Source organism: Bradyrhizobium sp. WSM2254, assembly GCF_000472645.1.
Classification (GTDB): Bacteria; Pseudomonadota; Alphaproteobacteria; order Rhizobiales; family Xanthobacteraceae; genus Bradyrhizobium; species Bradyrhizobium niftali.
On sequence record NZ_AXAB01000009.1, the window covers coordinates 183,350 to 204,183 of the forward strand.

18 protein-coding genes are annotated in these 20,834 nt (G+C 64.7%); 9 read left to right on the forward strand and 9 right to left on the reverse strand.

Going from position 1 to position 20,834, the window contains the following annotated elements; all coding sequences use genetic code 11:
* Positions 1-430 precede the first annotated feature (430 nt).
* A complete protein-coding gene (locus A3M7_RS0107800) occupies positions 431-1,162 on the forward strand; it encodes a transglutaminase-like cysteine peptidase (RefSeq protein ID WP_027543430.1) in 732 nt (243 codons plus the stop codon).
* 94 nt (positions 1,163-1,256) lie between these two features.
* Positions 1,257-2,381 carry a lysozyme inhibitor LprI family protein gene (locus tag A3M7_RS0107805; protein WP_027543431.1) on the forward strand — a complete coding sequence of 375 codons (1,125 nt, stop codon included), beginning with the start codon at positions 1,257-1,259 and terminating at the stop codon, positions 2,379-2,381.
* A 170-nt stretch (positions 2,382-2,551) separates the two neighbouring features.
* On the opposite strand, the gene A3M7_RS0107810 is transcribed toward A3M7_RS0107805, so the two are convergent.
* The 6 genes from A3M7_RS0107810 to A3M7_RS0107835 all read right to left on the reverse strand — a co-directional run bounded on the left by A3M7_RS0107810 (position 2,552) and on the right by A3M7_RS0107835 (position 9,372).
* The gene (locus tag A3M7_RS0107810; RefSeq protein WP_027543432.1) at positions 2,552-3,751 is read right to left on the reverse strand and encodes an ABC transporter substrate-binding protein; all 1,200 of its coding nucleotides are present in this window, start codon (positions 3,749-3,751) and stop codon (positions 2,552-2,554) included.
* A 107-nt stretch (positions 3,752-3,858) separates the two neighbouring features.
* Complete coding sequence (locus A3M7_RS0107815; protein ID WP_027543433.1) at positions 3,859-5,697, reverse strand: long-chain fatty acid--CoA ligase; 1,839 nt, start codon at positions 5,695-5,697, stop codon at positions 3,859-3,861.
* A 94-nt stretch (positions 5,698-5,791) separates the two neighbouring features.
* The gene (locus A3M7_RS0107820) at positions 5,792-6,580 is read right to left on the reverse strand and encodes an ABC transporter ATP-binding protein (protein ID WP_027543434.1); all 789 of its coding nucleotides are present in this window, start codon (positions 6,578-6,580) and stop codon (positions 5,792-5,794) included.
* A 4-nt stretch (positions 6,581-6,584) separates the two neighbouring features.
* On the reverse strand, positions 6,585-7,343 hold the full coding sequence (locus A3M7_RS0107825) for an ABC transporter ATP-binding protein (protein WP_025575147.1): 759 nt from the start codon (positions 7,341-7,343) through the stop codon (positions 6,585-6,587).
* Positions 7,340-8,491 (reverse strand): branched-chain amino acid ABC transporter permease, encoded by a 1,152-nt coding sequence (locus A3M7_RS0107830; RefSeq protein ID WP_027543435.1) that lies wholly within the window; start codon positions 8,489-8,491, stop codon positions 7,340-7,342. The genes A3M7_RS0107825 and A3M7_RS0107830 overlap by 4 nt, the downstream gene beginning before the upstream one ends.
* Before the next feature lie 5 nt (positions 8,492-8,496).
* The gene (locus A3M7_RS0107835; protein ID WP_025575149.1) at positions 8,497-9,372 is read right to left on the reverse strand and encodes a branched-chain amino acid ABC transporter permease; all 876 of its coding nucleotides are present in this window, start codon (positions 9,370-9,372) and stop codon (positions 8,497-8,499) included.
* Positions 9,373-9,633: 261 nt separating this feature from the next.
* Between A3M7_RS0107835 and A3M7_RS0107840 the strand changes: the two genes are divergently transcribed.
* The 5 genes from A3M7_RS0107840 to A3M7_RS0107860 all read left to right on the forward strand — a co-directional run bounded on the left by A3M7_RS0107840 (position 9,634) and on the right by A3M7_RS0107860 (position 14,565).
* Positions 9,634-10,383: an ABC transporter ATP-binding protein gene (locus tag A3M7_RS0107840; RefSeq protein WP_027543436.1), complete on the forward strand. Its 750-nt coding sequence runs from the start codon at positions 9,634-9,636 to the stop codon at positions 10,381-10,383.
* Complete coding sequence (locus tag A3M7_RS0107845; RefSeq protein ID WP_027543437.1) at positions 10,380-11,906, forward strand: hypothetical protein; 1,527 nt, start codon at positions 10,380-10,382, stop codon at positions 11,904-11,906. The genes A3M7_RS0107840 and A3M7_RS0107845 overlap by 4 nt, the downstream gene beginning before the upstream one ends.
* A gap of 91 nt (positions 11,907-11,997) precedes the next feature.
* Positions 11,998-12,813: an MBL fold metallo-hydrolase gene (locus A3M7_RS0107850; protein WP_027543438.1), complete on the forward strand. Its 816-nt coding sequence runs from the start codon at positions 11,998-12,000 to the stop codon at positions 12,811-12,813.
* Positions 12,814-12,878: 65 nt separating this feature from the next.
* Complete coding sequence (locus A3M7_RS0107855; RefSeq protein ID WP_027543439.1) at positions 12,879-13,400, forward strand: hypothetical protein; 522 nt, start codon at positions 12,879-12,881, stop codon at positions 13,398-13,400.
* A gap of 112 nt (positions 13,401-13,512) precedes the next feature.
* Positions 13,513-14,565, forward strand: coding sequence for an amidohydrolase (locus tag A3M7_RS0107860; protein WP_027543440.1), 1,053 nt, complete (start codon positions 13,513-13,515; stop codon positions 14,563-14,565).
* 106 nt (positions 14,566-14,671) lie between these two features.
* On the opposite strand, the gene A3M7_RS0107865 is transcribed toward A3M7_RS0107860, so the two are convergent.
* A complete protein-coding gene (locus tag A3M7_RS0107865; protein ID WP_027543441.1) occupies positions 14,672-15,127 on the reverse strand; it encodes a cupin domain-containing protein in 456 nt (151 codons plus the stop codon).
* Between the two features lie 238 nt (positions 15,128-15,365).
* On the opposite strand from A3M7_RS0107865, the gene A3M7_RS0107870 reads away from it, so the two are divergent.
* Positions 15,366-15,920, forward strand: a complete 555-nt coding sequence (locus tag A3M7_RS0107870; RefSeq protein ID WP_027543442.1) for a hypothetical protein — start codon at positions 15,366-15,368, stop codon at positions 15,918-15,920.
* Positions 15,921-16,102: 182 nt separating this feature from the next.
* Here A3M7_RS0107870 and A3M7_RS0107875 read toward each other — a convergent pair whose 3' ends face one another.
* Together A3M7_RS0107875 and pcaB are read right to left on the reverse strand one after the other, a co-directional pair.
* On the reverse strand, positions 16,103-17,359 hold the full coding sequence (locus A3M7_RS0107875) for an aminopeptidase (RefSeq protein ID WP_027543443.1): 1,257 nt from the start codon (positions 17,357-17,359) through the stop codon (positions 16,103-16,105).
* Positions 17,360-17,472: 113 nt separating this feature from the next.
* The gene (pcaB, locus tag A3M7_RS0107880; protein WP_027543444.1) at positions 17,473-18,834 is read right to left on the reverse strand and encodes a 3-carboxy-cis,cis-muconate cycloisomerase; all 1,362 of its coding nucleotides are present in this window, start codon (positions 18,832-18,834) and stop codon (positions 17,473-17,475) included.
* A gap of 389 nt (positions 18,835-19,223) precedes the next feature.
* Here pcaB and A3M7_RS0107885 point away from each other — a divergent pair, with 389 nt between their 5' ends.
* Positions 19,224-20,783: a winged helix-turn-helix domain-containing protein gene (locus A3M7_RS0107885; RefSeq protein ID WP_027543445.1), complete on the forward strand. Its 1,560-nt coding sequence runs from the start codon at positions 19,224-19,226 to the stop codon at positions 20,781-20,783.
* The last annotated feature ends 51 nt before the right edge of the window (positions 20,784-20,834 follow it).

Sequence of the window (20,834 nt, forward strand, 5' to 3'; positions counted from 1 at the left end):
GGCCGATTTTCTGGCATTTCCAGTCATCCAAAGTAAACCGCCGTATAGATCAAGCGGCAGATACTCATGTCATCTTTTCTTCGTGAGACCCCGCGGCATCCTGCGGGAAATACGGAACTAAATCTGTGACCCAACTAACAGAACCCGTGAAATAGCGGGCCGTTAGCCATAGGCGACAGAATCAGCATGCCCACAACTTCTGCCTGCAAATGGTGCGGTTTCGCGGCAAACGGACTTCCTCTTATCCCCCGATTCGTAAAATTTTACGCAATTTGGGCAGACCCGTTTCAGCCTGTCCCATGGTTTTGGGGCCCCTGCCGGCCGCGTTAAGCAGAACAGAACCGCCCGTCTCGCACTATCTCCGTGAAAGCAACAAAGCCCGGCACGACTAGGTCGAGGGGGACCTGTCGAAGCCGGAAGGGGATGTCAGATGGAGACCGCTGCTCGCTCGCGCGCCTGGCGCGCAATCCTTGTCATGTGCGGATTGGTCCTGTTCGGATCGGTCGCAGAGCTTCGCGCCGGCACGCTGCTGTCGCCGGGTGCCGGCGTCCTCGTGCGCAAATCCGCCGAACCGTTCGGCGTATTCGCCTTCGCCATCTCGTCCGGCAGCCTCCAGCAGAAATGGTCCGCGCTGAAGTCCAGGCTCGACGACGACATGGTGCAGCTCGCGCTGTGCGACGGCGACCGGGACAATTGCGCATCGCCTGCGGCTCTCAAGCTGCTCGCCATCGTCGACCAGGCTCGCGCCCGCGACGGCCGCGCCCGGCTGGGCGAGACCAATCGCGCCATCAACCTCTCGATCCGGGCCGCCAATGACGGCGTCGACGACGTCTGGAGCTCGCCGCTTGCGACCTTCCAGCGCGGCGCCGGCGACTGCGAAGACTACGCCATCGCCAAGCTGGCCGCGCTGCGGCTCGCCGGCGTTGCCACCGAGGACCTCCGCATCGTCGTGGTGCGCGACACCCGCGCCGGCGAGGAGCATGCGGTTGCCGCGGCAAAGCTCGACGGCCGCTGGCTGATGCTCGACAACCGCCGCATGGCGATGGTCGAGGACGACGACGCGCGCACCTACCAGCCGCTGTTCGTGCTCTACCAGTCGGCCGTGATGAAATATGTCGACGAGCCGGTGCGGCTGTCGATGGCTCCTGCCGAGGCGCATTGATTTTCTTGCAGCCCGATAGACCTCTCCCACAAACCCATTCCACCGCGCGATCCGTGACGCTAGCATGCCTCCGGCAATGCGGGGGACGACCGGAATGCGGTTCATCGGACTGATTGTGCTTGCGCTGCTGACGCTCGCGGCACCCGCGTTCGCGCAATCCGGCCCATCCGACCGCTCCATCGCCGACAGACTGCCGCTGTTCGCCAAGAACAACTGCCAGCAGATTCGCGATCCCGGCAATCAATTGTTCTGCGGTGACGCCGGGCTGGCCGCCGCCGCCGAGAAGCTCGGCGCGGCGATCGAGGCGCGGCTCGCCCGCCTGCCCGATCGCCTGCCGGCGATCGAGGAAAACGCCATCTGGATCCGTCAGCGCAATCTCGGCTGCGGCATCGTCGGCGAGATCCGGGTCCGCGCTGACGATGTCGACCGGGTCATCGCGTGCCTTCTCAAGGTGACCGAGGAGCGGGCCGCGATCCTGCGCGATCCGGATTTCGACTGTCTCGCGGCCAACACAGCGGCGGGCGCGCTGATCTGCGCCGACCCGTCGCTGGCGCTGGCTGAGACCGAGTTGAACAGCCAGGTGCTCGGCCTGATCGGCAAACTGGACCCGACCGCGGCCCGCTTTGCCTTCGCCGAATACGGCCGATGGACGCGAGAGCGCGACCGCAGATGCAATCTCGTCGGCAAGGAGAACGTGCCGCTGCAAGAGCTCGAATCCGAGGAAAGCTGTCTTGCCGACTACCTGACGCACAAGACCGACGACATCCGCGCCGCCAAGGGTGATCCGAAGAAGGTGTTCGGCCGGCAGGTCGCGGCCCGGTCGCCCGACACCGACGCCGTCGACTTCTGCGCCGCGCGGATTCACGCGGCCAATTCGTGCGGCAATTTCCTGCGCATCAACCGCGTCTACGCCGTCGACAGCCAGGTGACCGACCAGGAGGCGCAGGTCACGGGCGAGATCGAAATGGTCGTGCTGGCGCCCTTCACCACATGCAGCAAGGTCGCCTCCGCCTGCACCGGCACCTGCTGGGACGCCAGGACGGGTCGTCCGCAGCCGGGAGCCGCCGGCAACAAGGAACGCTCCGCGGACGCCTTCAACGTCACGCGCCGCCTGAGGATCCAGCGCACCTTCGCCTTCGTGAAAGCCGCCGACGGCTGGCGCTGCCGAGAAGACGAACTGGCACCGGTGAATTCGGGCACCGCGGGCGGGGGATCGTAGCTATTCTTCCCTTCTCCCCCTGCGGGAGAAGGTGGCGCGAAGCGCCGGATGAGGGGTTCTCACCACGCGTCAGACTGTTCGTGAGGATAGAGACCCCTCACCCGGCTTCGCTCACGCGAAGCCACCCTCTCCCGCAAGGGGAGAGGGTGCACCGTCATCACCGCGGGATATCAAAACATCAGATTGTCCTTCACCAGCACCCAGCGGCCGTTCTTCACCTGCTGCACCTGGGTGACGGTGGTGGCGAGATGGTTGGTCTTCGAGAACACGGTCGGCGGCGAATTGAAGATATCCTGAAACTTGTCACCGGACTCCAGCGCGTCGAGCATCTTCTGGCCAGTGAGATCCTTGCCAGCCTTGTTGGCATAATGCGCGAACGTCATCACCGCATTGTAGCCGATGATCGCCTGGGTGTTGGCGTCGGCGTTGAACATCTTCTTGTAATTGACGAGCCAGTCCTTCACCTTTCCCTTCGCGGTGTCTTCGTAGGGAATTTCGAAGTTCGAAGCGGCATACAAGCCTTCCACCACTTCCTTGCCGAGCGCCGGCACTTCGAGCACGTTAACGGGCGTGGCACCGAGGAAGGTGACCTCCCAGCCGAGCTTCTTGGCCTCGGTCATGGTGCCGATGGGCTCACGGAGGACCGCACCGAGCACGACGAGGTCGCAGCCGTCGGACTTCATCTTGGCGACTTGCGCCGAGAAGTCGGAGGCGCCGCGCTTGTAGCTCGTGATCGAGGCCGGCTGCACCTTCATGACGGCGAGCTGCTGGTTAAAACCATCGAGCACGTTTTTTCCGTACTCGTCGTCCTGATGCATGATGCACGGCTTCTTGAAATTCTTTGCCTCAATCATGTATTTGAGCGCTGCGCGTGTGCTCTCGACATAGGGCAGGAGGTTGTTGAACTTCAGCCGCTCCTGCGGCTTGGCCGGATCGAACTTGAAGGTGAACTCGGCCGCGGTCAGCGGGAAGAGCTGAAGCACGCCGGCGTCGAGCAGGATATCCTGCGCAGCGAGCACGGTCGGCGATCCCATTGGTCCCACCATCGCGAAAATCTTGTCGCGCTCGATCAGCTTTTGCGAAGCCAGCACAGCTTTCTTCGGATCGTAGCCGCTATCCTCGACGACCAGCTTGATCTTGCGGCCCTGGACACCGCCCGCCGCGTTGATCTCCTCGGTCGCCATCTTCATGCCGTTGGAGACCGGTACGCCCCAGCCCTTGATCGGGCCCGACAGGTCCTGATGCGTGCCGATGACGATCTCGGATGCCGAGATGCCTTCATTGGTGACCTTCGTTTGAGCGGCGGCCGGCAGACAGGTCAGCGCAAGGGCGCTCACCGCCAGGCCCAGCGCCTTCAGCGATTTCGACATTGCAGTCTCCTCCTTCAGTGGCCCGTGTTGAGCGAAGGATCGGGCCTCTCAAGCCTTCGCCGTTTTCTCCAATCCATCTCTCTTGAGCATGATCCTCCGGATCATGCTCAAGCCACCGCACGCTCGCGATACATCGCCTCGATCTCGGCGGCGTAGCGCTTGTTCACGAAGCCGCGCTTCAGCTTCATGGTCGGCGTCAGCTCCTCGTCCTCGGGCGTCAGCTGGCGCTCGATCAAATAGAACCTCTTGATGCTCTCGACGCGGGCGAAATTGCCGTTGACCTGCTCGATCTCGCGCCAGATCAGGTCCTGGATCTCCGTCGCCCGGCACAGGCTCGCATAATTGGTGAAGGGGATGTCGTGGTCCTGGGCGAACTTCTCGACATTCTCCTGGTCGATCATCACGAGGCAGGTCAGATACGGCCGCTTGTCGCCGATCACCACGGCGTCCGAGATGTAGGGCGAGAATTTGAGCTGGTTCTCGATCTCGGACGGCGTGATGTTCTTGCCGCCGGACGTGATGATGATGTCCTTCATCCGGTCGGTGATGCGGACGAAGCCTTCATTGTCGATGGTGCCGACGTCGCCGGTGTGCAACCAGCCGCGTTGATCGATGGTCTCGGCGGTCTTCTCCGGCTGGTTCAGGTAGCCTATGAACAGAAAGTCGCCCCTGATCAGGATCTCGCCGTCGGGTGACAACGCGACCTCACCCCAGGGCACGGCCGTGCCGACCGAGCCGAGCTTGATCCGTTCCGCCGGCATCATGGTGGCGACCCCGCAATTCTCGGTCTGGCCGTAGAGCTCGTGCATGTCGATGCCGAGCGCGAGATACCAGCGGATCAGTTCCGGCGCGATCGGCGCCGCGCCGGTGAAGGCGATGCGGCAGCGGTCGAGCCCGATCATGCGGCGGATGTTGCGGAATGCGATGCGATAGGCGAGATGATTTGCAATGCGCAGCGACAGCGGCGGCGTCCTGCCCTCGATCCGGCAATCGACCATGCGGTAGCCGACCCCGATCGCACGGCGATAGACCCATTGCTGGAGCGGCGTCGCATCCTTCAGCGCGATGGTGACGGCGGAATAGAATTTTTCCCAGATGCGCGGCACCGCGAGGAAGATGGTCGGCTGCACCTCGCGCAGATTGTCCGGCACCGTCTCCGGGCTTTCGGCAAAGTTCATCACCGAGCCGAGCGCGACCGAGATGTAATAGCCGCCGATGCGCTCGGCGACATGGCAGAGCGGCAGGAAGATCAACCGGTCTTCGTTCTCCCGCGCCGGGATGAAGTCGTTGGCATGCCGCATCTGGTGCGTGACGCTGCGGTTGGCGTGCATCGCGCCCTTGGGGGGACCGGTCGTGCCGGACGTATAGACAAGGACCGCGAGATCGCTCGGGCTGCGGCTGTCGATCATTTCCTGCCACAGTGCTTCGCGCCCGACCATATGGTTGCGCCCGAGCGCGCGAAACTCGTCGAGCGACATCACCATGTCGTCGGAGAAGCCGCTGAGGCCCTCCATGTCGAACACGACGATCCTCTGCAGGGACGGGCAGCGTGTGCGGCAGGTGAGGATCTTGTCGAGCTGCTCCTCGTCCTCGGCGAAGATCACCTTCGTGCCGGAATCGTTGACGAGATACTGGACCTGGGACGATGCATCGGTCGGATAGATTCCGGAGGAGACGCCGCCGGCGCACAAGATGCCCATGTCGGCATGGACCCATTCCGGCACGGCATTGGCGATGATGGAGGCGACGTCGCCGGGCATGAAACCGATCGCGCGAAGCGCGTAGGCGATCTCCTTCGAGATCTCCAGCCACTCGCGCCAGCTCGTCGGCTGCCAGATGCCGAACTTCTTCTCGCGGATCGCCGGCCTGTCGCCCCGCGTCTCCGCGGCGCGCAGGAAGCTTTTCGCGATCGTATCAGCGACCGTCAGCACCGCCGGTCGGGCCATCCGCCTCTCCTCCTTGTCGCTTCCCCTCCGCTGCCTACCTTGCGGGCGGTCTATATCTTGCGGACGGGCAACCCATCTAACGCCAAGTCTTGCCTTAGCGCCACGTCTTCTTCTTTTTCCAGCGCCGCTCGCCTCGCGCGCCCGCTTCCTTGGCGCCAAGGTAGAATTCCTGGATGTCCTGGGAATGCATCAAGCGGTCGCAGCTGTCGTTCATGACGATCCGGCCGATCTCCAGCACGTAGCCGTAATGCGCCGTCTCCAGCGCCACCTTGGCATTCTGCTCGACCAGCAGGATCGACATGCCCTGCTCCTCGTTGACCCGGCGGATGATCGTGAAAATCTCCTTCACCAGGATCGGCGACAGGCCGAGCGAGGGCTCGTCGAGCAGCAGCAGGGTCGGCCGGTTCATCAGCGCGCGGCCGATCGCGAGCATCTGCTGCTCGCCGCCGGAGAGCTGGCCGGCCGGCTGGTCGATGCGCTCCCTCAGCCGCGGGAAGTAGCCGTAGACGCGCTCCAGGTCCTCCGCGACGCCGCCACGGTCCTTGCGCGGATAGGCGCCCATCATCAGGTTCTCGCGCACGGACAGGAACGGGAACACCTCGCGCCCCTCCGGCACGTGGCTGAGGCCCAGCCGCACGATCCGGTCGGCCTCCATGCGCTGGATCGGCTTACCCATGAACTCGATCGTGCCCTTCTGCGGATCGAGAATGCCGGAGATCGTCTTCAGCACCGTGGTCTTGCCGGCGCCGTTGGCTCCGAGCAGCGTCACGATGCGGCCGCGCGGCACCTCCAGCGAAATGCCGCGGATCGCCATGATCGGTCCGTAATAGCTCTCGACGTTGGAGAGCTTCAGGATGATGTCCGGAGTCACCGCGGCATCCATCGCATCAGGCTCCCAGATACGCGGCGACGACGTCAGGGTGCTGCTGCACCTCGGCCGGCGAGCCCATCGCCAGCACCCGGCCATAGTTCAGCGCGATGACACGATCGGAGACGCGATTGACCAGCGACATGTCGTGCTCGACCATCAGCACGGTGACGCCGAGCTCGTTCTTCATGTCGCGGATCCAGAACGACATGTCGTCGGTCTCCTCGACATTGAGGCCCGAGGACGGTTCGTCGAGCAGGATCAGCTTCGGCTCCGAGCACAGCGCCCGCGCGAGTTCGATCACCTTGCGCACGCCGTAAGGAAGGCCCGAGATCAGTTTGTCGCGATAGGGTTCGAGGTCGAGGAACTCGATCACCTGCTCGACCCGGCGGCGATGCACCTTCTCGTTGGCGCGTACGCTGGGCAGGAACAGCAGCTCCTGCCAGAGCTGCGTGGTGGAATGGCGGTGGCGTCCGACCAGGAGGTTGGACAGCACGGTCGCATTCTCGAACAGCTCGATGTTCTGGAAGGTGCGGGCGATGCCGAGTCTTGCGATATCGTAAGGCGGCTGCTCGGTGATGTCCTGGTCCTCGAAGAAGATGCGGCCCGAGGTCGGCCGGTAGATCCGCGAGATCAGGTTGAAGATCGAGCTCTTGCCGGCGCCGTTCGGCCCGATGATCGAGAGGATCTCGCCCTTCTCCACCGCGAACGACACCGCATCGACGGCCTTGAGGCCTCCGAAATGCAGCGACAGGTTCTCGGCGCGAAAATAGCTCATCGGTTGCGCTCCGACTTCACGTAGATCTTCTGCCGCTTGAAGGTGGCGCGCTTGTAGAGCGGGAAGAGCTGGAAGAAGAGCTTGATCTTGAGCCAGCGGCCGTAGAGCCCGAGCGGCTCGAACAGCACGAACAGAACGATGATGATGCCGTAGATCGCGCCCTTCAGCCCGTTGAGCGAGGCGAAGGCCGCGACCTTCGACTGGATGTTACTCGCAGTCGCGGTGCCGGCGCCGAACGTCGCGGCAATGCCGGCGATGATGCCGGGCATGTCGTCCTTCAAATAGGTCAGGAACGGGTCGATCATCACGATGAAGATCGCGCCCAGCACGGCGCCGTGCAGGCTGAAGCTGCCGCCGATCAGGATCACGATGATGAACTCGATCGAGAGCTGGAGCGTGAACATCTCCGGCGAGATGAAGGAGAGCTTGTGCGCGAACAAGACGCCGGCAAAGCCGGTGATCGCCGCCGAGATCGCAAAGGACTTCACCTTGTAGAGCGCGACGTTGACGCCCATGCTGCGCGCCGCGGTCTCGCTGTCGCGGATCGCGACGAAGGCGCGGCCCGTCGGCGAGCGCAAGAGATTGAGCGTGCCGACGATGGTCAGCACCAGCACGGCGAGACACAGGAAATAGAAGGTAGGGCTGTCACGCGGCACCGCGACGCCGAGCAGCGACAGCGTCTTGACCCGCATGCCCTCGTTGCCGTTGGTGACGCTCTCCCAGCGCGCCAGGACCTCCTCGACGATCAGGGCAAAGGAGATGGTGGCGATGACGAGATAGATGCCCTGGAGCCGCAGCGCGGGAAAGCCGACCATCGCGCCGATGCAACCGGTCAGAAGACCTGCGGCGAGGAAGTAGACCGGGAACGGCACATTGTATTTCTGCAGATAGGCCGCCGTGTAGGCGCCGATCGCGAGGAACGCCGCGTGCCCGAGCGAGGCCTGGCCGGTGAACCCGGTCAGGATCAGCAGCGCCACGCCGACGGTTGCATAGATGCAGACGAAGACGAGCTGGCTCATCAGATAGCTGGAGAGCACGTAAGGCGCGATCAGCAGCAGCGCGAGCAGGATGCCGTAGGAGACGAAATAGCCCGAATGCGGGAACAGCTTGATGTCGTCTTCGTAGTCGGTCTTGAACAAGAAGCGCATGGCGTTCAGACCTTCTTGCGGACGTGAAGGCCGAACAGGCCTTCGGGCTTGAGTAAGAGCACGGCGAGCAACACGATGTAGGGCGCGGCGTCCTTCCAGCCCTCGGCCAGATAGAAGCCGGCCATGCTCTCGATCACGCCGATCAGGACACCGCCGACCACCGCTCCGGGGATCGAGCCGAAGCCGCCGAGGACAGCGGCGGGGAATGCCTTGAGGCCGAGCACGAGGCCGACATTGGAGTGGATGAAGGTGATCGGCGCCAGCAGCACGCCGGCGCAGGTCGCGACCGCCGCGCTGATCGCCCAGACGATCGACACCACGCGCTTGACCGGAATGCCCATGTAATAGGCCGCCAGCATGTTCTCGGAACTGGCGCGCATCGCGGTGCCGAGCGTGGTCTTGTTGAAGAACAGCCAGAGCAGCGTGCACAGGATCATCGTCGCCGCGATCACCGAGAGCTTGTCATAGGCAAGCACCAGCGAGCCGATCCGGAGCACGCCCTGGCTGAACGGCGTCTCGATCTTCAGATCGTCGGTGCCCCAGATCATGCCGGCGATCGAGCGCAGGAAGTAGCCGAGCCCGATGGTCGCCATGATGATGGAGAATTGCGGATAGCCGAGGATCGGTCGCACCACCACGCGTTCGGCCAGCATGCCGAACAGCGCCATCGCGGCCACCGCACCGGCGAAGCCGATCCAGTAGTTCAGGCCCATCATGCCGATGAAGGTGAAGGCGAAGAAGCCGCCCAGCATCATCAGATCGCCCTGGGCGAAATTGACGACCTCGGTCGCCTTGTAGACCAGCACGAAGCCGAGCGCGATCAGGCCGTAGACGCAGCCGAGCGCAACACCGCTGACCAGCTGCTGAACGAAATCCAGCATCGCCGCGCTTCCTTCTAACGCAACCGGCGGTTCTTCGATCGCCTCGTCGCATCTTGTGTCCAGTCGCTACGCAGTCGTTTCGCTGCGTTAGCGCCATTTGTCCCGGCGCCAATTCAGCCTGAACCGCCAAGCGCTGTCAACAAACGGTGACTTGCCTTTAGTCCAAGACGGATGACGGAATTTGCGGCAATGCGATTCACCGTGCCGAAACATCTTCAGGTCATGGTCGCGGGCGATGCAAAACCGGATGGTATGGCCGTCATGAAGCCGGACAGCTCGGCGCTCGAAGTCCGAGGGTTAACGAAGCGTTTTGACCGTCTGGCGGTCGATGGCCTCGACCTCACAATTCACGCCGGTGAATTCTACGCCCTGGTCGGCCCCAACGGCGCCGGCAAGACCACCACGTTGCGCATGGTTGCGGGCCTCTTGCGGCCCGACGCCGGCGCGGTCTCGATCTTCGGCATCGATGCGCTCCAAAATCCGGTCGCCGCCAAGCAGGTGATGGCGTGGGTCTCCGACGAGCCCATGATCTACGACAAGCTGACGCCGCTGGAGTACCTCGAATTCGTCGCCGGGCTCTGGGGCATCGCGCCATCCGTCTCGGAACCGGTCGCCGAGGGGCTGCTCAGCTCGCTCGGGCTCGAGGCACACCGGCACGAACGCTGCGAGGGCTTTTCCAAGGGCATGCGCCAGAAGGTGGCGCTGGCCGGCGCGCTGGTGCACGATCCCCGCCTCATCATCCTCGACGAGCCGCTGACGGGGCTGGATGCCGTCTCCGCCCGCCACGTGAAGGGCCTCCTGAGCGAGCGCGTCCGCGCCGGCTGCACCGTGATCATGACCACGCATATTCTCGAGGTTGCCGAGCGCATGGCCGACCGCATCGGCGTGATCGCCTCGGGCCGCCTGGTCGCCGAAGGCACGCTCACCGAGCTGCGCCAGCAGAACGGCCATGCCGACACCAGCCTGGAAGATCTCTTCATCGCACTGGTGACGCTCCAGGAAGCCGCATGAGCTCGGCGACTGCGCTGTCCTGGTTTGCCCGCCACGAGCTCCGACTCGCCTGGCGCGAATGGCTCGCCGTGATGACCGGCGGCCGGCGCAAGCGGACGCGCGCCGCCGTCATCGGCCTGGTTCTGTTCGCAGCGCTCCTGCACGTGCCGGCCTGGGCCGTGATCGGCCACCTCGCCGACCTGCAACTGCCGCTCGACAAATCCTCGCTGATCGTGATCACGGCGACGATCTTTCTGGCCTGGACCTTGATGCTGTCGCAGGCGATCGAATCGGTGACGCGGGTGTTTTATGCCCGCGCCGATCTCGATCTGATCATGTCCTCGCCGGCGACGCTGGCCAACCTGTTCTCGGTGCGCATCGCCGCAATCGCGCTCGCCGTCACGGTGCTGGCGCTGTTGTTCTCGACACCCTTCATCGACGTGCTGGTGATCGGCGGCGGACTGCGCTGGCTTGCGGCGTTCGGCGTCGTCGTCGCGATGGGCCTGTCGGCCGCGGCGATCGCGATTGCCGTCACCATCCTGCTGTTCCGCCTGATCGGCCCGGCGCGGACGCGCTTCGTGGCGCAGATCCTCGCCGCCATCATCGGCGCCGGCTTCGTGATCGCGCTCCAGGTCGCAGCGATCATGTCCTATGGCACGCTGTCGCGCATCACCATCCTGACCTCCGGCAGCTTCGCCGAGCACGCCCCCGACCTCGACAGTATCTGGTGGTGGCCGGCGCGGGCAGTGATGGGTGACAGCGAGGCACTGCTGCTGCTTCTCGCGCTTGGGCTGGTGCTGCTGGGCAGCGTCATGGCGATCTTCTCGGGCCGCTTTGCCGACACCGCGATCGACGCCGCGGCTTACGGCACATCCGGCCGTCGACGCGCGAAACAGCGGCCGTTCCGCGGCGGCTCGCGGCGGCAGGCGCTGCGCCGCAAGGAATTTTCGCTGCTCTGGCGCGATCCCTGGCTGATCTCGCAGACCCTGATGCAGCTGCTCTATCTGGTGCCGCCGGCGCTGCTGCTTTGGCGCAGCTTCGCCGACAGCTCTGCCGCACTGACGCTGATCACGCCCGTGATCGTGATGGCGGCGGGACAACTCGCCGGCGGGCTGGCCTGGCTGACGATCTCGGGCGAGGACGCCCCCGACCTGGTCGCGACCGCGCCGCTGACGCCGTCCAGCGTCATCCGCGCCAAGATCGAGGTGGTGCTGATCGCGATCGCGGTCATCTTCTGCCCGCTGGTCGCGGCGCTGGCATTTGCCTCGCCGATCCAGGCTGCGGTCAGTGCCGTTGCGATCATCATCGGCGCGGCCTCCGCGACCGCGATCCAGCTCTGGTTCCGGGTGCAGGCCCGGCGCAGCCAATTCCGCCGCCGCCAGACCTCCTCGCGGCTTGCGACCTTCGCCGAAGCCTTCTCCTCGATCGGCTGGGCCGCGACCGCCGCGCTGCTGCTCGCCATGCCCCTTGCCGGCCTCGTCAGCGGCCTGATCACCGCGAGCCTCGTCGCCATCACCTGGAAATTCAGCCCGCGGCGGGAGTGAGGGTGCGACACTGACGCGCTGTTGATCGCAGCCCATTGGCCCCGCGCTGCATTGCACGCTAGACTTTCCCCTGAAGTCATCGGGGACGGATATGTGGCGACTTGTTTCGGCGGCTCTGGCGCTGTTCGGCGCGTTCCTCTCGCCTGCCCTCGCCCAGCAGCAGCCCCAGCGTAGCGAGTGCCTGGCGATGGCCAACACCGCGCCGCGGGTCATGCCGGTCGCCTTCCGGCAGGCGACCGCCGCCGCGGAGGTCGAGATCACCTATGCCGGCCATTCCACCTACACCATCGACACGCCCGGCGGCTTGCGCATCGCGACCGACTATAGCGGCGCCTATCAGGTCGGCCGGCTGCCCGATGTGGCCACCATGAACCGGGCCCACAGCACCCATTACACGCTCTTCCCCGACAAGCGCATTCCCCATGTGCTGCATGGCTGGAGCGAGGACGGCAAGCCGGCCATCGTCTCTGAGCGCATCGGCGACGCCTTCATCCGCAACGTCACCACCGACATCCGCCGCTATTTCGGCGACGATGCCGGCACCGACATGATCCGCGACGGCAATTCGATCTTCATCTTCGAGGTCGCCGGCCTCTGCATCGGCCATCTCGGTCACCTCCACCACAAGCTCGACGACAGCCATTTCGCCCAGATCGGGCGGCTCGACATCGTGATGGTGCCGATCGACGGCACCTACACCATGTCGCTGGACGGCATCTCCGAGATCACCAAACGGCTGCGCTCCTCCGTGGTGCTGCCGATGCACCGTTTCGCGACCCCGCTCGACGATTTCATGCGCCGGATTGGCCAGCAGTTCGAGATCGACCGGCGCCTCGAGCGCTCCTTCCGGATGTCGCGCGATGCGCTGCCGTCGAAGCCGACGGTGATCATCCTCGACGGCGTCTGAGGCGCAATTTTCTCCAAGCCGGCTGTCGCCCATTGGTGCTGATCTCCCCGTAACAGGAGATCGACATGACCGACTTTGCGCGATTGTTGCACGCGGATGGACCAAACCCCGAGCACGCCGCAGCGCTCCAGCTTTACGGCCGCTTCGTCGGGGACTGGGATGCCGAGATTACCGCCCGCGGCCCCGATGGAACGAAACACGTCGCCCCCGGCGAAATCCATTTCGGCTGGGTGCTCGAAGGACGGGCCGTCCAGGACGTCTGGATCATTCCCCGTCGCACCGGCAGCCCGGCCTTTCCGATCGCCGGCAACTGGTACGGCACGACGCTGCGGGTCTATGACCCCTCGATATCCGCGTGGCGGATCTCCTGGTTCGATCCCGGCCGCAGCGTGTTCCGCCAGCAGATCGGCCGCCCGCGTGGCGATGACATCGTGCAGGAAGGCACGACCGAGTCCGGCGACCTGACGCGCTGGAGTTTTACGAAGATCGCCGGGGATTCCTTCCACTGGCTCGGCGAGGTCAAGCCGACTGCGGCGTCTGACTGGCGGCTGGTGGTCGATGTGAGGGCGAAGCGGCGCAAGGGCTGACGACCGCGCCGTTGTGCTCGCGGTGAAGGGCGAGGTTGCGCGGCGCGCGCTGCTGGACGCAAGGACGAGATGCTAGGCTCCCGGCATAAAAACAAAACGGGAGCGAACGCCGATGGCTGCAAGTGGTCTACCCGCCAACACGAGCGGGCTATTCGTCGAGCCGCGCGAGGACTGGCTCGCGCTGCATCAGGAGGAGATCATCGATCCCTCGCGGCCGATCGTCGATCCCCATCACCACCTCTGGAATCGCGGGCACCGCTACCTGATCGAGGAGATGGCGGCCGACATCGCCTCCGGCCACAACATCATCGCCACCATCTATGTCGACTGCCGCTCGATGTATCGCGCGCACGGGCCCGAGGCGTTCCGGCCCGTCGGCGAAGTCGAGTTCGCCAACGGCGTCGCCGCGATGAGCGCAAGCGGTGCTTACGGCACGGCCGCGATCTGCGCCGGCATCGTCAGCCATGCGAACCTGCTGCTGGGCGACGCCGCCAGGCCGGTGCTGGAAGCCGAGATCGCGGCGGGCAACGGCCGTTTCCGCGGCATCCGGCATTCCTCCGCCTGGGACCAGGATCCTGTCGTCGCCGGCATGTATGCGAACCGGCCGAAGGGACTGCTGCAGGATCCGACCTTCCGCAAGGGCTTTGCCTGCCTGGCGCCGCTGAACCTCAGCTTCGATGCCTGGCTGTTCCATCCGCAGATCGGCGAGCTGACCGAGCTCGCGCGCGCCTTCCCCGACACCAGGATCGTGCTCGACCATTGCGGCGGCCCGGCCGGCGTCGGCCGCTTTGCCGGGCGGCGCGAGGAGGTGTTTGCGCAATGGCGCGCCTCGATCCGCGAGATCGCCAAATGCGAGAACGTGGTGGTGAAGCTCGGCGGCCTCGCGATGTGCCTGCTGGGCTACGATTTCCATCTGCGCGAGAGGCCGCCGTCATCCCAGGAGCTTGCCGCGGCCTGGCGGCCCTATATCGAGACCTGCATCGAGGCGTTCGGCGCAAGACGCGCGATGTTCGAGAGCAATTTCCCGCCGGACAAGGGCCAGTGCAGCTACCAGGTGATCTTCAACGCCTTCAAGCGCATCGCGTCGCCGCTGAGCGAGGCCGAGAAGACGGCGCTGTTCTCGCAGAGCGCGACCGATGTCTACCGGCTCGACTTGCCGTCATGACAAGATTTGCCGTCATGACGAGAAGAGGGGCCGGGATGTTGATCCCGCCCCCTCTTCGTCGTGGCCGCTGGGAAGCGTCCTTGAAACGTTGTTGTCCGGGCAGGCGCTAGCCGGCACCCATCAGCGAGGCGGGACGGCGCTCGCCGCTGGAGGCGAACATCTTCTTGAGCTTGTTGACCACGCGGATCAGGAAACCGATCATCACGGGACTGGTCTTGCGGCAGAACGCGATCTTCTTGACGTGGCCTTCGACATGCCATTTGGCATGCGCGCCGTCGCGGAAGAAGATGACGTCGCCGGGGCCGTAGCGCTTCGGCGGCATGCCGTCGCTTTCGAGCACGATCGATCCTTCCATGATCATGATCGTCTCGTCGATGTCGTAGTACCAGTTGAAGCGCCCTTCGGTGCAGGACCAAATGATGGTCGAGGCGGTACCGTCTGCGCTGGTGGACAGGATGTGCGAGCGCGACACCGGATTGCCCTCGATGATCCAGGACGGCTCGATCGGCCGCAGCTCGAGATCCACATTGCAACTGCCGATTTCAATCATTGCGCGCGTCATCTGTTTCCTCAGGGAATGAAATAGGTTTGGCCCCAAGTCGGGGCCCGGATTGTTTCCAATGATGTTCGCAACGCTAGTGATCGGCTTTTAATTCTTTCTTACGCAGGCCTCGACAATCAGCCGCAAGTTGCATGTGCGACGCCGCTAACGCCGCGATTCCCCTGCAAATTCGTGCACATGAACCCATCTTTTCCGGGGTGCGACAAAATGCGCGAAGTGACTGAAAGGAACCGTGCCGATGCCCCTCACGCCCGAGGTTCTGACAGCCAACAGCCAGGTCGTGGCCCGGCTCGGGGACCTTGATATCTCCTTCACGCCGGACGAGGAGCCCTGGTTTACCATCGACGGTATCGAAAGCCCCCGCCAGATCGGCAGTGACGGCTCCGGCGGCGCGTTCGTGCTGCTGCCGTCGCAGAATGTGCTCTACGCGTCATCGGAGGGCCGCGCAGGAATTATCGCTGCTACGTTCGAGGCCTTCATCCGGCTGGTCGTCGCCCGCCCCTACTGGCTCGACATCCTCAAATTCTCCGCGGGCGGCGACCTCGCGGAGATGCGGCGCGCGGCGGACGCGCTGGAGGCGACCCTCGACGACGAGGACGAGGTCAACAAGGCCCGCGAGCAAATCCGCAAGGCCCTCGTTCTGTCCGAGCCGGACGATCCGGTCGGTGCGCTCTACGAGGCGGTGGCTGCTTCCGATGCCATCGTGCGGGCCACCGACGGCAGCCCGTTCACGACGCTGTTCAACCGCTTCAGCATCGACAACAACCCGATGCTGCGCAACGCGGCGGCGTGAAAAGGCTTTGAGGGTACGTGCCCGGCCTTCATGGTTCTCGCGGCGATGCGAAGCATCGTCCGCTAGCGCGCCGTAAGGCGGCGCTCCTCACCATGAGGGTCTAGAACCTCGCCGCGAAACGAGACCTCATCCTGAGGAGCCCGCCGGCGGCGGGCGTCTCGAAGGATGGACCGCAAGACGCCTTACTTCGCCCACTCGCCCTTGCGGAACACCGGCACCTTGCTGCCGTCGGCGAGAATGCCGTCGATGTCGGTCTCGGCCGAGCCGATCATCCAGTCGATATGAATCAGGCTCTGGTTGCCGCCTTGCGCGGCGATCTGCTGCGGTGTGAGCTGGGCGCCGTTGACGAAGCATTTCGAGTAGCACTGGCCGAGCGCGATGTGCGAGGCCGCGTTCTCGTCGAACAGCGTGTTGTAGAACAACAGCCCGCTCTGCGAGATTGGCGAGGAATGCGGCACCAGCGCCACTTCGCCGAGACGGCGCGCGCCCTCGTCGGTGTCGAGCACCTTGTTCAGCACTTCCGCGCCACGCGAGGCTTTTGCGTCGACGATGCGGCCGTCCTCGAACCGCACGGCGATGTTGTCGATCAGCGTGCCCTGGTAGGATAGCGGCTTCGAGCTCACGACATGACCATAGACGCGGCGGCAATGCGGCGTGGTGAAGACCTCTTCGGTCGGGATGTTGGCGTTGCAGCTGATGCCGTTCTTGGACAGGGAGGCGCCGCCTTCCCATTCATGTCCATCGGCAAGCCCGATGGTGAGGTCGGTGCCCGGGCCTGAGTATTGTAGGGCGCGGAAACGCTGCCCGTTGAGCCAGTTGGTGCGCTCGCGCAGCACCGCATTGTGGCTCGCCCAATTGGCCATCGCGTCCTCGCGATCGACGCGGGAGGCAGCAAAGATCGCATCCGCGAGCTTGCCGATCGCGACGTCCTCGGGATCGCCAGGGAACACCTGCCTGGCCCAGGACGGGCTCGGATAGGCGATGATGTTCCAGTTGGTGTCGAAATTGACGATCTTTTCCAGTGCCGGCTGATAGGCCATCGAGTTGGCCTTGCTGGCGCGCGCCACCCTGGACGGATCTTCGCCCGACAGCAGCATCGGATTGTCGCCGACGATGGCGAGCCGCGCGGTGTTGTCTGAGAATGCCTTGGCCATGCCTTCATAGAGCCAGCCGGCGGCGCGATCGAAACTGTTATCGTGACCGTGGCGGTAACGCGCCAGCGTCATCTCCTCGTCCGACAGGATGGGCGTCACGATACCGGCGCCGGCCTTGTAGGCATGCACGGCGATCCGCCGCACCAGCGGCAGCGCAATCGCGGGCGCCGTCAGGAGCAGATCCTGTCCCGGCCGCAAGCCCAGGCCCACCTTCACCGCCACCTCGGCCAGCCGGTCGAGTTTCGCAGGATCGATGGGAGTGGAGGTGATGCGTTGATCGGTCATGCCGGGTCCTCTGCCGAAAGTCTCTCGCTCAATCTAAGTCTAGCATCGCTAGACACAAGTATACGAGCGTATTGGCGGCGACGAAAGATACGCAGTTTCACGCATCTTGGTTTTCAACGCGTTGCCGATTTCAGCACCCGGTCGACCATGGCGGGAGCAAGGCCGAGGTAATTTTTCGGTGAAGTGAGCGCATCGATCGTGGCGCGGTCGATCCTGGCAGAGACGCGCGAGTCGGACGAGAGCGCGTCCGCCAGCGTCAAACCTTTCTCGTTGGCGAGCCGGCAGGCGTCATAGACCACGTCATGCGCCTCCTGCCGCCCGATCTGCGGCGCGAGCCCCATCATGACCGCTTCGGCCACAATCAGGCCCCGGCTGATGGCGAGATTGTCGTTCATCTTCGCCTCGTCGACGATGAGACCCGCGAGCGCGAACTTCGCCTGGTGCAGCGCCCCGGCGGTCAGCACGAAACCTTCGGGGATCGCCATCCATTCGGCGTGCCAGGGGCCGGTGGCGCGCTCGAAATCCTGCACCATCGCATCCAGCATCAGGCCCGCATGCTGGCGTACCGCCTTGGACGCCGCCAGCATCAGTTCCGAGGAGATCGGGTTGCGCTTCTGCGGCATGGTCGAGGAGGCGCCGCGGCCCTTGACGAAGGGCTCGTAGACCTCGGCGAACTCGGTCGAGGCCATGATCATGATGTCGAGCGCGATCTTGCCGAGCGAGCCGGTGACGAGCGCGAGGAAGTTGACGGCCTCGGCAAAGCCGTCGCGCGCGACGTGCCAGGTCGAGGCGGGAACGCCGAGCTTCAGCTCGGTGCAGAGCGCCTCCTGCACCTCAAAGCCCTTGTCGCCGAGCGAGGCCAGCGTGCCGGCGGCGCCGGCGAACTGGCCGACCAGCACGCGCGGCTTCAATTGCGCCAGACGCTCGGCGTGACGGTCGAACATCGCGAGCCAGATCGCGGTCTTGTAGCCGAAGGTCACCGGCAGCGCCTGCTGGAGGTGAGTGCGCCCCGCCATCGGCGTGTCGCGATGGCGCTTCGAGAGACCGGCGAGGATCTTTCGCAGCTCCGCGATGTCGCGCTCGACGATCTCGAGGGCAGCACGTAATTGCAGCACCACGGCGGTGTCCATGATGTCCTGCGTGGTCGCGCCCCAATGCACGTAGCGGCCGGCATCGCCGCATTGCTTCACCATCTGGTGCACCAAGGGGAGGATCGGATAGCCGACGACGTCGGTCTCCTGCCGCAACAGGTCGAAATCGAGCGCGGCGACGTCGGTCCGCGCCGCGATCTGGTCGGCGGCGTCCTGCGGGATCACGCCGCATTTGGCCTCCGCCTTCGCCAGCGCCACCTCGACCTCGGCATAGCGCGCAACCAGCGCGACATCGGAAAACACCTCGCGCATCTCAGGCGTGCCGAAGGCGTCACGGAACAGCATGGAGTCGAGCACGGTGGTCGAGGCGTGAAAAGCGGGCATCGGCGTTTCTTCGTGGCTGTCGTTCTGTATGCGGGTAGCTTACGCACGTCGCCGTGTTCGGCAATGGACATTCGCAGTTCGTCACATGCTCAATGCCGTTACGGTGATCGCGCCGCCGCGCGTGCTCCGTCATCCCCGCGCAGCCGCGAAGCGGTTGCGCGAGGATGACGGAGGTCAATTGCGCCGATGGAGAAGCAGGGGTCCAGCCCGCGACAATCTGACCAGAGGCGCCACATTCTCTTTCAGGCTGTATTCCCATCCGAAAACCGCATGGCTGCCATCACGCGATTGTGGTGAACCGGGTTGACCGCTCGGCGGACTCACAGACTTCGAGTCGAAATGCATTTGATTTCATCATTGCCCGATGTTGTGAGGTCTGAGTTTTCGACGTGCAGTTTCTGTTCCGGGATCACCTTCTCGACACTGACCGGCGCGAGCTGAGCCGCGAGCAGGTTCCAATTTCCGTGGAACCGCAGGTTTTCGACCTCGTCGTCCATCTCATGGAAAACCGCGACCGGGTGGTCAGCAAGGACGAGCTGATCGACAAGATCTGGCACGGGCGCAGCGTCTCCGAATCCACCCTGACCAGCCGGATCAATGCGGCACGCAGGGCGGTCGGCGACAGCGGCGCGAGCCAGGCGCTGATCCGCACCATCGCGCGCAAGGGATTTCGCTTCGTCGGCGATGTCGAGACCAAGCTCGCAGCGACCACGCCGGAGCCCGGCCGGTGGATACAGGCGCCGCAGGCAGCACTCGCGCTGCCCGAGCGGCCCGCCATCGCCGTGCTGCCCTTCACCAACATGAGTGGTGACCGCGAGCAGGACTATTTCTCCGACGGCATCAGCGAGGACATCATCACCGCGCTGTCGAAGCTGCGCTGGTTCTTCGTCGTCGCGCGCAATTCCTCCTTCGTCTACAAGGGCCGCGCCGTGCACATCCACGAGGTCGCGCGCGAGCTCGGCGTGCGCTACGTGGTCGAAGGCAGCGTGCGGCGGAGCGGCGAGCGCGTGCGCATCTCGGCCCAGCTCAACGACGTCTCGACCGGCAGCCACCTCTGGGCCGAACGCTACGATCGCGAGCTTGCCGACATCTTCGCCGTGCAGGACGACATCACCGAGGCGATCGTCGCCGCGATCGAGCCGCAGCTCTATACGGCCGAGAGCTTTCGCGCCGGGCAGAAGCCGCCGGGCAGCCTGGATGCCTGGGACCTCGTGATGCGCGCATTATCGCACCACTGGCGCATCACCCGCGAGGACAATGCGGCCGCGCAAGGGCTGCTCGAGAAGGCCGTCGCGATCGATCCCGCTTATGGCAAGGCGCTGGGCCTGCTCGCGACAAGCCATATCTTCGGCGCGCATATGGGCTGGGCCGACATGGCCGCGACCGTACCGGTCGCCGAACGTGCGGCGCTTGCGGCGGTGGAGGCCGATCGCGAGGACGCCTGGGCTCATCACGGCCTCGCCTATACCTACCTGTTCCGCCGCCGCTTCGACGACGCGCTGGCGGAGTTCGAGCTGGCCCTGAGGCTCAATCCGAATTTCGCGATGGCGCACGCCTTCTATGGCGTCACGCTGTGCTACGCGGGACGATGGCAGGACGGCGATGCCGCCGCGCGCCGCGCGCTGCGGCTGAGCCCGCGCGATCCGCTTGCGGCAATCTATTGTGGGGTCGCCGCCTATGCCCAGTTCATCGGCCGCAATTACGAGGCAAGCTTGCAGATGGCGCGCGAATCGATGCGGCAGCGCGCCGATTTCGTCGGCGCACATCGCGTGCTGACGGCGGCCGCCGGCATGTTAGGTGATCCGGCCCTTGCCGCGTCCGCGCTGGAAGGCTTGCGCCGCGCCCAGCCCGGCATCTCGCTCGCCTGGATCACAAGCGAGCTGCCGATGCTGCTGGAGCAGGACCGCGAGCATTATCTCGAAGGGTTGCGGCGCGCGGGGATGGAGTAGACGTCTCGCGCAGATGGTCGCCCCCTCCTCCCATAAGGCCCGAAGGGAGAG